Source organism: Burkholderia sp. LA-2-3-30-S1-D2 (assembly GCF_001523915.2).
Classification (GTDB): Bacteria; Pseudomonadota; Gammaproteobacteria; order Burkholderiales; family Burkholderiaceae; genus Burkholderia; species Burkholderia diffusa.
Genome location: NZ_CP013383.1, coordinates 2,006,696 through 2,019,502, shown reverse-complemented (window position 1 = coordinate 2,019,502; position 12,807 = coordinate 2,006,696). Strand labels below are relative to the sequence as shown.

Here is a 12,807-nt window from a genome sequence, read left to right as displayed (position 1 = left end):
CGCGTTCCGGGATCGGCGCATCGAAGTGTTTCGAACTGCACATCGATGATGTCCGAACCGGTTAATCCAGCGGGCGGCGCGAACGCATCGCGTCTGCATCGTCCGGCGGCAGCAGTTTCGAATCGCAAAGGGGGAATCGGATGCATCGGATCATCATCGTAGGCGGAGGCGCGGGCGGCCTGGAACTGGCGACGCGGCTCGGCGATCGTTACAGCGCGCGCGGCAATCGTCCCGCGCGTGCGCTTGTCACGCTCGTCGACCGCAATCCGACCCACATCTGGAAGCCATTGCTGCACGAAGTCGCGGCCGGCAGCATGGACCCGTTCACGCAGGAACTCGAATACGCGGCGCAGGCGCGCTGGCATGGCTTCGAGTTTCAGCAGGGCGAACTGACGTCGCTCGATCGCGCGGCGAAGCGCATCACCCTGTCGCCCGTCAACGACAGCGACGGCGAGGAGCTGCTGCCGGCGCGCGACCTGGAATACGACACGCTCGTGATCGCGATCGGCAGCACGACGCATTTCTTCGGCGTGCAGGGCGCGGCCGAAAACGCGATTGCGCTCGATACGGTCGGCGAGGCCGAGCGCTTCCGCAAGCGCCTGATCGCCGCGTGCATGCGCGCCGAGCACCAGGCGCCGGCGCAGCCCGCGCCGGGAGCGCCGGACGAGCCGCGCATCCAGGTGGTGATCGTCGGCGGTGGCGCGACGGGCGTCGAGTTGTCCGCGGAACTGCGCAACACCGCGCAGGTGCTGTCCGTCTATGGGCTGCACAAGCTCGACCCGCAGCACGACGTCGGCATCGTGCTGATCGAATCGGGGCCGCGGATTCTGCCTGCGCTGCAGGAACGCGTATCGACCGCAACGGCCGAGTTGCTCGAAAAGCTCGGCGTGCGATTGATGCTTGCGGAGCGCGTGACCGAGGTCGCGCCGGGTTTCGTGCATACCGCGAGCGGCAAGTCGGTGCGCGCGGATCTCACGGTCTGGGCGGCCGGCATCAAGGCGCCGTCCGTGCTGTCGAATCTTGACGGCCTGCAGGTCAACAAGCTCGGCCAGCTCGACGTGCGTCGCACACTGCAGACCTTCACCGACGACAACGTCTTCGCACTCGGCGATTGCGCGGCATGCGTATGGCCCGGCAACGAGCGCAACGTGCCGCCGCGTGCGCAGGCCGCGCACCAGCAGGCGAGCTTTCTGCTGAAGGCGATCGGCTGCCGGCTCGACGGACGTCAGCTGCCCGAGTTCACATATCGCGATTTCGGTTCGCTCGTGTCGCTCGGTCACTTCAGTGCGGTCGGCAACCTGATGGGCGGCCTGATCGGCGGCAACATGCTGATCGAAGGGCTGTTCGCGCGCTTCATGTACATGTCGCTGTACCGCCTGCACATCGCGGCGCTGCACGGCTATCCGCGCATGATGCTCGATACGTTCGCGCACTGGCTGCGCCGCACGACGCTGCCGCGCGTCAAGCTGCACTGACCGCGCGGTTCGTGCTCCGACGGGCAGGGAACGCGTATCGAGCGCGTTTCCTGCCCGTTGTCGTTTCAAGTGCGGTTGACCCCGGATTCGCGCACCGGCCTGTTTATTGCGCATCGTTTCGTTTCAATCCGTGGACATTCGAGCGCGCGACGGCGCTCGCCACATGCGTGCCCCGCATGGACTTGCCGGGCCGGGGCGCCGCGGTTGTCGATACCGTTGGATGCCACCGTATGACACCGTCGTAATCGAGTCTTACACATCTGACAGTTGACGCGACAACGGATTATTGGGCATCTTGTCCGGGTTTCCGCTTGCGGCGGGGTGCCAACCGCCGCGACATCCGCGCCGTCCGCCGGCATGACGCCGGGTCGAGTCCCTGGCCGCGACGGCGGTGCCCAATCGAGGAGTGCATTCATGTTGAAACCCGAAGTCGACAGCCTGGTTCCCCACGTTCCGTTCTCGCGCCGCAAGTTCATGCAGGCCGCGCTGGGCGGCACCTTCGCGGCGGCCGTGCTGCCTGTGTCGGCGCAGACGATCACGACCGACAGCACCGGGCTGGACGTCGACACCATCGAGATCCGCTCGGGCGACGCGAGCATCCCCGCGTATCGCGCGCAGCCGGTCGACAAGACGAACCTGCCGGTCGTCATCGTGATCCACGAGATCTTCGGCGTGCATGCGCATATCGCCGACGTCTGCCGCCGCTTCGCGAAGCTCGGCTATCTGGCGATCGCGCCGGACCTGTTCGCGCGCCAGGGCAATGCGTCGAAGTATCCGACGATGAAGGAGCTTTTCGACAACATCATCAGCAAGGTGCCTGACCGGCAGGTCACCGAGGATCTCGATGCGGCCGTCGCGTGGGCCGGCAAGAACGGCGGTGACCTGTCGCGTCTCGGCGTGACGGGGTTCTGCTGGGGCGGCCGCCAGGCGTGGCTGTACGCGGAGCATAATCCGCACGTGCGCGCGGCCGTCGCATGGTACGGGTTCGTCGAGGGCAAGACCGACGAGATGACGCCGTTCAATCCGGTCGATCATGCGTCGTTGCTGAAGGTACCCGTGCTCGGGCTGTACGGCGAGAAGGACACGAACATCACGCAGGCGTCGCTCGCGGACATGCGCAAGGCAATCCAGACGAGCGATTCGAAGCTCGCGCGTCAATCGGAGATCGTCGTGTATCCGGATGCCGGCCACGCGTTCTTCGCCGATTATCGGCCGAGTTACGTGAAGGGCGACGCCGAGGACGGCTGGAAGCGCGCGATCGAGTGGTTCCACAAGTACGGCGTGATGTGAACGACAAGGCGGCAGATGCCGCCGCCTTGTCGTCGCGCCGCGCAGGTGCTTACGGGTTCGGGCCGGTCGCGATCGGACGCGACGGATCGGCGCTCCATTCGCTCCACGAGCCCGGATACAGCGACGCGCCATGCAGCCCCGCGATTTCGAGCGAGAGCGCGTTGTGGCATGCGGTCACGCCGGACCCGCATTGCAGGATCACGCTGTTCGGTTCGGTGCCGGCCAGCAGCGTGGTGAATGTCTCGCGCAGCTCATGGCCGGTTTTGAAGCGGCCGTCGGCGGCCAGGTTGTCCTTGAAGAACCGGTTGCGTGCGCCGGGAATGTGGCCGCCGACACGATCGATCGTTTCGTTTTCGCCGCGATAGCGATCCGGTGCGCGCGCATCGATCACGACGCGCGTGGCCGACGTCACGTTCGCGAGCACGGCTGCCGCGTCGACCGTCGATTCGAGCGGGGTCGTCGCGCGGAAGTCGCCGGCGGCCGGATGCGGCACGTCGGTGGTCAGCGGCTGGCCGGCCGCTTCCCATGCCTGCATGCCGCCGTCGAGCAGCGCGACGGAATCGTGCCCGAGCCAGCGCAGCAGCCACCAAAGCCGCGCCGCATAGGCGCCGCCTTGTGCGTCATAGGCGATGACCTGCTGGCCCTGCTTGACGCCGCGGCTGGCGATCAGCGTCGCGAATGCGTCGCGGGTCGGCAGCGGATGGCGCCCGTTGGTGCCGGTCTTGCGGCCGGACAGGTCGCGGTCGAGATGGAGATACTGCGCGCCGGGGATATGGCCGGCCGCATAGGCGGCTTCGCCTGCGCCCGGATCGACGAGGTCGAAGCGGCAGTCGAACACGGCGACGCTGCCCGGCGCCGCGGCCAGCCGCTCGGCGAGATTGGCTGCGGAGATGAGTGTGGTGTAGTGGGTGTGTGGCATGACGGCTCCCTGGAGTGCAAACGGCCTGATACTCCAAGTCTAAACAAAAAAAGACGGGCCGAAACCCGTCTTTTGATATGCCGAATGCCATGCGGCGCTGGCGCGCCGCGCACGGTCAGATGTCGCCGAGGTGGCGGCGCAGGAACTCGTGGAAGTGCTGCATGCCGTCTTCCATCGGGCTCTGGTATGGCCCGACCTGCGATTCGCCGCGCGCCATCAGTGCACGGCGACCCGCGTCCATCCGCATCGCAATTTCGTCGTCCTCGATGGCCGTTTCCATATAGGCTGCGCGCTCGGCCTCGACGAACTCGCGTTCGAACAACGCGATTTCCTCGGGGTAATAGAACTCGACGATGTTGGTCGTCTTCTGCGGCCCGCGCGGAATCAGCCACGACACGACGAGCACGTGCGGATACCACTCGATCATCAGGCCCGGGTAGTAGACCATCCAGATCGCGCCGAACTCCGGCGGCACGCCGTTGCGGAACTTGAGCACCTGCTCGTGCCACTTCTGGTAGGTCGCGCTGCCCGGTTTCGCGAGGGCGTTGTGCACGCCGACCGTCTGCACGCTGTACCAGTCGCCGAACTCCCATTTGAGATCGTCGCACGACACGAAGCTGCCGAGGCCCGGGTGGAACGGGACGACGTGATAATCCTCGAGGTAGACCTCGATGAACGTCTTCCAGTTGTAATCGCACTCGTGCACTTCGACGTGATCGAAGTGATACTCGGAGAAGTCGAAGTGATGCTTCGTGCCGAGGTTCGCGAGATCGCGCGCGACGTTGCGGCCTTCGGCCTCGAACAGCAGCCCCTGCCAGTTCTGCAGCGGGCTCTTGCCGAGGTTCAGGCACGGCTTGTCGGGGAAGTGCGGCGCGCCGAGCAACTGGCCTTCCAGATCGTACGTCCAGCGGTGCAGCGGACACACGATGTTCTGCGTGTGGCCGCGCCCGTTCAGCATGATCGCCTGCCGATGACGGCACACGTTCGACAGCAGTTCGATCTGGTTCGCCGGGTTGCGGACCAGCACGCGACCTTCCATCTCGGACGGCAGCGCAAAATAATCCCCCGCCTCGGGCACCATCAATTCGTGCCCGACGTAACGAGGTCCTTTCTTGAAGAGGGTTTCGATCTCGCGCTCAAGGAGCGCCTCATCGAAATATGCAGTGACTGGAAGCTGGCTGTGGGCCGACTTCAACTGAAGCGCATCGCTCAGATTGGACATTCCCACTCCCGGTGTTAGCGTGAAAGCAGTGAACAACCCAACCATCGAAAAATCGATTTAGGGAAACGGGGAATTATACCCGGTTCGCCTCGCAAGGCTAGGATTAAGTGCCTGATTTGTGTCAATTTTTTGTCGGGAGACAATCGGGGTGCGCACCCCGTGTGTCGAAGATGGGGCCGGAAGATGTGCCGGGCTGCCCACGTCGGCAGATCGGAGAATTCTCTTTTGCCGTAGAATGTCCGACTTGTTTTGAAATTTGACACCCTCGTCCATGGCGAAAACCGCATCCCCAGGCGCCACGCCGCCCGGCAATGGCACCGAACCGTTGCCGGACAATTATGAGATGGCGCTCGCGGAACTCGAGACGCTGGTTGCACGGATGGAAGGCGGCGCGTTGAGCCTCGAGGATTCACTGGCGGCGTATCGCCGCGGTGCGACCCTCGTTGCGTTTTGCCAACAGCAGCTCGAGAAAGTGGAGCAGCAGGTTCGCGTGCTGGACGGCGCGACCCTGAAGCCGCTTTCGTCCGGCACGGCCGCCACGGACGGCGAAGACGACGATCTATGACATTCGAACAATGGATGCGGTCCGTGCTCGACCGTGTCGAGGACGCACTCGGCCACTATTTGCCGGCTGATAATGTGGTGCCCACGCAGCTTCACGAAGCGATGCGTTATGCGGTCCTCGGCGGCGGCAAACGCGTTCGCCCGCTGCTGTGCCATGCAGCAGGCGAACTGACCGGCGCGACCGAAGCGGCGCGCAACGCAGCGGCGGCGGCGCTGGAGATGATCCACGTTTACTCGCTCGTGCACGACGACATGCCGTGCATGGACGACGACGCGCTGCGACGCGGCAAGCCGACCGTGCACGTGCAGTATGACGAGCCGACGGCGCTGCTGGTCGGCGATGCGCTGCAGTCGCAGGCATTCGTCGCGCTGACCGACGCCGTGGCACTGACTCCGGTGCAGCAGGCTGCGCTCGTGCGCGAGCTCGCGCTGGCGAGCGGCTCGATCGGCATGGCCGGCGGGCAAGCGATCGACTTGGCGAGTGTCGGCCTCAAGCTGACGCGCGAACAGCTCGAGACGATGCACCGGATGAAGACGGGCGCGCTGCTGCGTGCCGCCGTGCGGATGGGCGCGCTGGCCGGCGACACGCCGTCGGCGGAAGCGATGGCCGCGCTCGACGTTTACGCGGGCGCCGTGGGTCTGGCCTTCCAGGTCGTCGACGACATTCTCGACGTCACGACCGATTCGGCGACGCTCGGCAAGACGGCAGGCAAGGATGCGGCGAACGACAAGCCGACCTACGTATCGATCCTCGGCCTCGACGCATCGCGTGAGCTCGCGGCCCAGCTGCGCGCCGAAGCGCACGATGCGCTGAAACCGTTCGGCGCACGCGCACAGCGTCTCGCCGAACTTGCCGACCTGGTGGTGAACCGGGTCAGCTGACGCGAAGCCCGCCGCTGCGCACACGCTACGGTGCGTGCAATAGAATGCGGGCGCGTTTGATTTCCTACAATGGAACGACGATGTACGACTTGCTGAAAACCATCGACGACCCGGCGGATCTGCGCCGCCTCGATCGTCGCCAACTCCAACCGCTCGCGGATGAACTGCGCGCGTTCGTGCTCGACAGCGTGTCGAAGACGGGCGGCCATCTGTCGTCCAACCTCGGGACGGTCGAGCTGACGATCGCGTTGCACTACGTGTTCAACACGCCGAACGACCGGATCGTCTGGGACGTGGGTCACCAGACCTACCCGCACAAGATCCTGACGGGCCGCCGCGACCAGATGCATTCGCTGCGCCAGTACGGGGGCATCTCGGGTTTCCCGCGCCGCAGCGAGTCCGAATACGACACGTTCGGCACCGCGCATTCGAGCACGTCGATCTCGGCGGCGCTCGGGATGGCGATCGGCAGCCAGCTGAACGGCGACGACCGCTTCTCGATCGCGGTGATCGGCGACGGCGCGATGACGGCTGGCATGGCATTCGAGGCGATGAACAACGCGGGCGTGTCGGAGGATGCGAAGCTGCTCGTGATCCTCAACGACAACGACATGTCGATTTCGCCGCCGGTCGGCGCGCTGAACCGCCATCTCGCACGCCTGATGTCGGGCCGCTTCTACGCGGCCGCGCGTGCGGGCGTCGAGCGCGTGCTGAGCGTCGCGCCGCCGGTGCTCGAACTCGCGCGCAAGCTCGAGGAGCACGCGAAGGGCATGGTCGTGCCGGCCACGCTGTTCGAAGAGTTCGGCTTCAACTACATCGGCCCGATCGACGGTCACGATCTCGATTCGCTGATCCCGACGCTGCAGAACATCCGCGAACTGCGCGGCCCGCAATTCCTGCACGTGGTGACGAAGAAAGGCCAGGGCTACAAGCTCGCCGAAGCCGATCCCGTGCTCTACCACGGCCCCGGCAAGTTCAACCCGGCAGAAGGCATCAAGCCGTCGGCCACGCCCGCGAAGAAGACATACACGCAGGTGTTCGGCGAATGGCTGTGCGATGAAGCCGAGCGCGATTCGCGCGTCGTCGGCATCACGCCCGCGATGCGCGAAGGCTCGGGCATGGTCGAGTTCGAGAAGCGCTTCAAGGATCGCTACTACGACGTCGGCATCGCCGAGCAGCACGCGGTGACGTTCGCGGGCGGCCTCGCGACCGAAGGGCTGAAGCCCGTTGTCGCGATCTACTCGACGTTCCTGCAGCGTGCGTACGACCAGCTGATCCACGACGTCGCGCTGCAGAACCTGCCGGTCGTGTTCGCGATCGACCGCGCGGGCCTCGTCGGCGCGGACGGTGCGACGCACGCGGGCGCGTACGATCTCGCATTCATGCGCTGCATTCCGAACATGACGATCATGGCCGCGTCCGACGAGAACGAGTGCCGCCAGATGCTGCACACGGCGCTTCAGCAGCCGAACCCGACCGCGGTGCGTTATCCGCGCGGCGCGGGCACGGGTGTGGCGACGGTGAAGGAATTCACCGAAATTCCGCTGGGCAAGGGTGAAGTGCGTCGCCGCACGTCGCAGCCGGAAGGCAAGCGCGTCGCGATCCTCGCGTTCGGCACGATGGTTGCTCCGTCGCTTGTGGCCGGCGAGGAGCTCGATGCAACGGTCGCGAACATGCGCTTCGTGAAGCCGGTCGATGCCGCGCTCGTGCGCGAACTCGCCGAGACGCACGACTACCTTGTCACGGTCGAGGAAGGTTGTGTGATGGGCGGCGCGGGCTCGGCCTGCGTGGAAGCCCTGATGGAGAGTGGGGTTATCCGACCCGTACTACAATTGGGTCTCCCTGACCAGTTCGTCGATCACGGCGACCACGCAAAGCTGTTGTCGCAATGCGGCCTCGACGGCGCGGGCATCGCGAAATCGATTCGCGAACGCTTCCTCAACGCGGCGGCCGATGTCGCCGGTCAGGCGAAGCGCGTCGCATAAGCTGGCGCCGCCTGCGGGCGGCGTCGGTGCGACTGGCGCAACCGGTCTACATTGATGCGGAAAACATGGGCCTGCGGGCCCATGTTGCTTTTCCGGCTGCCGCATGAAGCGGCGTGCGCGTCGTCGGACGCGCGGCTTACAAGGATTGAAAAAGATGAACCAGATGAATCCCGCCTTCGTGATGCCCGACGTGCAGAGCACGGTGGATACCCGCCAGATTCCGATTCAGCGCGTGGGCGTGAAGGCGGTCCGGCATCCGTTGACGGTGTGCACCGAGAGCGGCGACGTGCAGCCGACCGTCGGCGTCTGGAATCTCGACGTGCGCCTGCCTGCCGATCAGAAGGGCACGCACATGTCGCGCTTCGTCGCGCTGCTCGAGGAGAATCGTGCGCCGCTGACGGTCGAGCGCTTCCGTGCGATGCTCGCGTCGATGCTCGAGAAGCTGGAAGCCGAGGCCGGCCGCATCGAGGTCACGTTCCCGTACTTCGTGAACAAGACGGCACCGGTGTCGGGTGTGCAGAGCCTGCTCGACTATGAAGTGACGCTCGCGGGCGAAAGCCGCAACGGCGAAGCGCGCCTGTTCCTGAAGGTGCTCGTGCCGGTGACGAGCCTGTGCCCGTGCTCGAAGAAGATCTCGCAGTACGGTGCGCACAACCAGCGCTCGCACGTGACGATCGACGCCGAGCTCGCGGCCGACCTGCCGGTCGAGGCGCTGATCCGCATCGCGGAAGAAGAAGCGTCGTGCGAGCTGTGGGGCTTGCTGAAGCGTCCGGACGAGAAGTTCGTCACGGAGCGTGCGTACGAAAATCCGAAGTTCGTCGAGGATCTGGTGCGCGACGTCGCGCAGCGTCTCGATGCGGACGACCGCGTCGTCGCCTACGTGCTCGAAGCCGAGAACTTCGAGTCGATCCACAATCACAGCGCGTATGCGCTGATCGAACGCGACAAGCGGCACGCTGCGTGACGTTGTGCCGCTGTAACGGAAAAGGCCGCTCGATCGAGCGGCCTTTGTGTTTTGGCTGGTGATTTCCGGTGCGTGCCGGTGCGTCGTGCGAATCAGCGTGCGAGCGACGCGAGATCCCAGCGCGGTTTCACCGTGAACGCGTAGTCGGCGTTCGCCTGCTCGGGCCAGCGGCCGAGCCGCAATGCGCCGGCAAGCGCGATCATCGCGCCGTTGTCGGTGCAGAGCGCAAGATCCGGATAGTGCACGTCGAAGCCGCGCTTGGCCGCGGCGGCCGACAGCGCGGCCCGCAACTGGCGGTTCGCGCCGACGCCACCCGCGACGACGAGGCGCTTGAGCTTCGTCTTCTTGAGTGCGGCGAGCGACTTCGCGACGAGCACGTCGACGGCCGCGTCGACGAAGCCGCGCGCGAGATCGGCCTTCGCGCGTTCGAGCGCTTCGCCTTCGAGTTTTGCCGCCTCGAACTTCTTCATCTGCGTGAGCACGGCCGTCTTCAGGCCGCTGAAGCTGAAGTCGAGATCGCCCGAATGGAGCATCGGGCGCGGCAGCACGACGGCGCCCGGCGTGCCCGTTTCCGCGAGCTTCGACACTTCCGGGCCGCCCGGGTAGCCGAGGCCGATCAGCTTCGCCGTCTTGTCGAATGCTTCGCCGGCCGCGTCGTCGAGCGTCTCGCCGAGCGTCTCGTACACGCCGACATCGGTCACGCGCATCAGCTGCGTGTGGCCGCCCGACACCAGCAGCGCGATGAACGGGAACGGCGGCGGTTCGTCGACGAGCAGCGGGGACAGCAGGTGGCCTTCGAGGTGATGGATGCCGACGGTCGGCTTGTTCCATGCCAGCGCGAGCGCATTCGCGATGCTCGCGCCGACCAGCAGCGCGCCGGCGAGGCCGGGGCCTTGAGTGAATGCGATCGCGTCGATGTCTTCGCGGCGCGTGCCGCTTTGCGCCATGACTTCCTCGAGCAGCGGCAGCGCGCGGCGGATGTGGTCGCGCGATGCGAGCTCGGGCACGACGCCGCCGTATTCGCGGTGCATCGCGATCTGCGAATGAAGCGCATGCGCGAGCAGGCCGCGCTGCGTGTCGTAGAGCGCGAGGCCGGTTTCGTCGCAGGAGCTTTCGATGCCGAGAACGAGCATGGGTAGAGGCGGTGCGAGCTGCGTTGAGCGCGCCGCACAAAGGTAAACGTAACCGCAAATTATAGCAGGCGAGGGCCTGCCGCCGCTGGGGTGCGGCCCGGGTGCGCTGCCAGGCAGGTACAATCCGCGCCATGGAAACTTACGATATCGCCGTGATCGGCGCGGGCGCCGCCGGGATGATGAGCGCCGCAGTCGCCGGGCAACTCGGCCGCCGCGTGGTGCTGGTCGACCACGCGCCGCGGCTCGCCGAGAAAATCCGCATCTCGGGCGGCGGCCGCTGCAACTTCACGAATCTCCATGCGGGCCCCGACAATTATCTGTCGTCGAATCCGCATTTCGCGCGCTCGGCGCTTGCGCGCTACACGCCGCGCGACTTCCTCGGGTTGCTCAAGCGCCATCACGTCACCTGGCACGAAAAGCACAAGGGGCAGCTCTTTTGCGATCACGGCAGCGACGCGATCATCGACATGCTGAAGCACGAATGCGATGCGGGCGGGATTGCCTGGCGCCGGCCGGTGGCCGTCGACGCGGTGCGCCACGCGCCGGCCGACGGCTTCACGCTCGACACGCAGCAGGCGGGGTCGATCCGCGCACGCGCGCTGATCGTCGCCACCGGCGGACTGTCGATCCCGAAGATCGGCGCGACCGACTTCGGCTACCGGCTCGCGAAGCAGTTCGGCCACAAGCTCGTCGATACGCGGCCCGCGCTCGTGCCGCTCACCTTTGCGCAGCGGGACTGGGAGCCGTTCGCGGCGCTGTCCGGCGTGTCGCTCGAAGTGCGCGTGTCGACCGGCGACAAGAAGCACGGCGGCGAATTCGTCGAGGATCTGCTGCTGACCCATCGGGGCTTGTCGGGCCCCGGCATCCTGCAGATTTCCAGCTATTGGCAATCCGGCGACCCGATCCGCATCGACCTGCTGCCGCAGCGCGACGTGGTGGCCGACCTGCTCGACGCGAAGCGCACGTCGAAGCGCCAGATCGGCTCGCTGCTCGCGGACTGGGTGCCGTCGCGCCTCGCTCACGTCTGGCTCGACACGCATCGCGTCGCGGCGGACGCGCGGCTCGCGGACCTGCCCGACAAGATGCTGCGTCAGATCGGCGATGCGCTGTCCGGCTGGACGCTGACGCCGAACGGCACCGAGGGCTACAAGAAGGCCGAGGTGACGAAGGGCGGCGTCGATACGCGTGAACTGTCGTCGGCGACGATGATGAGCGCGCGGGTGCCGGGGCTGTTCTTCATCGGCGAGGCGGTGGACGTGACGGGCTGGCTCGGCGGCTACAACTTCCAGTGGGCGTGGGCATCCGGCACGGCGGCCGGGCAGGCGGCGGCGGAGTTTGCGCGGGGCGCCTGACACGGCTGCGCGGGCTCCCCATTGACGGGGGCCGGCCCTTATGTCTTTGCGCGGCGCTCTGCTATACTTGCAAGTCTTCCCTGCAAACCTTTATTCGTGTCGGATCATGACGATCATTCGCGTTAAAGAAAACGAGCCGTTCGAAGTCGCCATGCGCCGCTTCAAGCGCACGATCGAGAAGAACGGTCTGCTGACCGAGCTTCGTGCGCGGGAGTTTTACGAGAAGCCGACCGCCGAGCGCAAGCGCAAGAAGGCTGCCGCAGTGAAGCGTCATTACAAGCGGATCCGCAGCCAGACGCTGCCGAAGAAGCTGTACTGAACGATTGAGCGCCGCGCGATTCACCGAGCGGCGCACCGGCGACCTCCGCACGATCGGCCTCGATCTGGGGCTGCGAGTCGCCGATGCCGGATTCGAGCAACCCGCTTGAGACTTAGTCCCAAGCGGGTTTTTGTGTTGACGCCCGTTCGCGGGCGTTGAAGTCACGTTTCCATCCCGGGTGCAAGATGAGTTTGAAAGAGCAGATCAGCGAAGACATGAAGGCCGCGATGCGCGCGAAGGAAAGCGAGCGTCTGGCGACGATTCGCCTGCTGATGGCCGCGATCAAGCAGCGCGAGGTCGATGATCGGGTGACCCTCGACGACGCGGGCATCACCGCCGTGATCGACAAGATGATCAAGCAGCGCAAGGACTCGATCAGCCAGTTCGAAGCCGCAGGCCGCGACGATCTCGTCGCGAAGGAACAGGCCGAGCTGACCGTGCTGGGCGCCTACATGCCCGCGCAGCTTTCGGACGCCGAAGTGGCTGCCGAAGTCCAGGCCGCTGTCGCGGCAACGGGCGCGGCCGGCCCGCAGGACATGGGCAAGGTGATGGGCGTGCTGAAGGGCAAGCTTGCCGGCCGGGCCGACATGACGGCCGTTTCCGCGCAGGTCAAGGCCGCGCTGTCGAAGTAAAACCCGCTTCCCGGCGCGCCGCATGCGCGTGCGCCGGGGCGTCGTATTGTCTTTTTTTCGCTCGATCCCA

At 65.8% G+C, this 12,807-nt stretch carries 12 protein-coding genes; 9 read left to right on the top strand and 3 right to left on the bottom strand.

The window, feature by feature from the left end; translation table 11 throughout:
• Window positions 1-140 precede the first annotated feature (140 nt).
• Both WS66_RS09270 and WS66_RS09265 read left to right on the top strand, forming a co-directional pair.
• Window positions 141-1,475 (top strand): NAD(P)/FAD-dependent oxidoreductase, encoded by a 1,335-nt coding sequence (locus tag WS66_RS09270; RefSeq protein WP_059601719.1) that lies wholly within the window; start codon window positions 141-143, stop codon window positions 1,473-1,475.
• 414 nt (window positions 1,476-1,889) lie between these two features.
• On the top strand, window positions 1,890-2,765 hold the full coding sequence (locus WS66_RS09265; protein ID WP_059601721.1) for a dienelactone hydrolase family protein: 876 nt from the start codon (window positions 1,890-1,892) through the stop codon (window positions 2,763-2,765).
• Between the two features lie 49 nt (window positions 2,766-2,814).
• Here WS66_RS09265 and WS66_RS09260 read toward each other — a convergent pair whose 3' ends face one another.
• Window positions 2,815-3,684 (bottom strand): sulfurtransferase, encoded by an 870-nt coding sequence (locus tag WS66_RS09260; protein WP_059601723.1) that lies wholly within the window; start codon window positions 3,682-3,684, stop codon window positions 2,815-2,817.
• Window positions 3,685-3,799: 115 nt separating this feature from the next.
• The gene (locus WS66_RS09255) at window positions 3,800-4,906 is read right to left on the bottom strand and encodes an aromatic ring-hydroxylating oxygenase subunit alpha (protein WP_059601725.1); all 1,107 of its coding nucleotides are present in this window, start codon (window positions 4,904-4,906) and stop codon (window positions 3,800-3,802) included.
• Window positions 4,907-5,177: 271 nt separating this feature from the next.
• Here WS66_RS09255 and WS66_RS09250 point away from each other — a divergent pair, with 271 nt between their 5' ends.
• The 4 genes from WS66_RS09250 to folE2 all read left to right on the top strand — a co-directional run bounded on the left by WS66_RS09250 (window position 5,178) and on the right by folE2 (window position 9,301).
• Window positions 5,178-5,471, top strand: coding sequence for an exodeoxyribonuclease VII small subunit (locus WS66_RS09250; protein WP_006479428.1), 294 nt, complete (start codon window positions 5,178-5,180; stop codon window positions 5,469-5,471).
• Window positions 5,468-6,352: a polyprenyl synthetase family protein gene (locus WS66_RS09245; protein ID WP_059601727.1), complete on the top strand. Its 885-nt coding sequence runs from the start codon at window positions 5,468-5,470 to the stop codon at window positions 6,350-6,352. The genes WS66_RS09250 and WS66_RS09245 overlap by 4 nt, the downstream gene beginning before the upstream one ends.
• 80 nt (window positions 6,353-6,432) lie before the next feature.
• Entirely contained in the window at window positions 6,433-8,337 is a 1,905-nt protein-coding gene (gene dxs / locus WS66_RS09240) for a 1-deoxy-D-xylulose-5-phosphate synthase (RefSeq protein ID WP_059601729.1), read from the top strand.
• Between the two features lie 154 nt (window positions 8,338-8,491).
• Window positions 8,492-9,301: a GTP cyclohydrolase FolE2 gene (gene folE2 / locus WS66_RS09235; protein WP_059601731.1), complete on the top strand. Its 810-nt coding sequence runs from the start codon at window positions 8,492-8,494 to the stop codon at window positions 9,299-9,301.
• Window positions 9,302-9,393: 92 nt separating this feature from the next.
• On the opposite strand, the gene tsaD is transcribed toward folE2, so the two are convergent.
• Window positions 9,394-10,434, bottom strand: coding sequence for a tRNA (adenosine(37)-N6)-threonylcarbamoyltransferase complex transferase subunit TsaD (gene tsaD / locus WS66_RS09230; protein ID WP_059503574.1), 1,041 nt, complete (start codon window positions 10,432-10,434; stop codon window positions 9,394-9,396).
• 131 nt (window positions 10,435-10,565) lie between these two features.
• Between tsaD and WS66_RS09225 the strand changes: the two genes are divergently transcribed.
• The 3 genes from WS66_RS09225 to WS66_RS09215 all read left to right on the top strand — a co-directional run bounded on the left by WS66_RS09225 (window position 10,566) and on the right by WS66_RS09215 (window position 12,737).
• Entirely contained in the window at window positions 10,566-11,786 is a 1,221-nt protein-coding gene (locus tag WS66_RS09225; RefSeq protein WP_059601733.1) for an NAD(P)/FAD-dependent oxidoreductase, read from the top strand.
• A gap of 106 nt (window positions 11,787-11,892) precedes the next feature.
• Window positions 11,893-12,105, top strand: coding sequence for a 30S ribosomal protein S21 (rpsU, locus tag WS66_RS09220; RefSeq protein WP_006479415.1), 213 nt, complete (start codon window positions 11,893-11,895; stop codon window positions 12,103-12,105).
• A gap of 185 nt (window positions 12,106-12,290) precedes the next feature.
• The gene (locus WS66_RS09215) at window positions 12,291-12,737 is read left to right on the top strand and encodes a GatB/YqeY domain-containing protein (protein ID WP_059524656.1); all 447 of its coding nucleotides are present in this window, start codon (window positions 12,291-12,293) and stop codon (window positions 12,735-12,737) included.
• Window positions 12,738-12,807 lie beyond the last annotated feature (70 nt).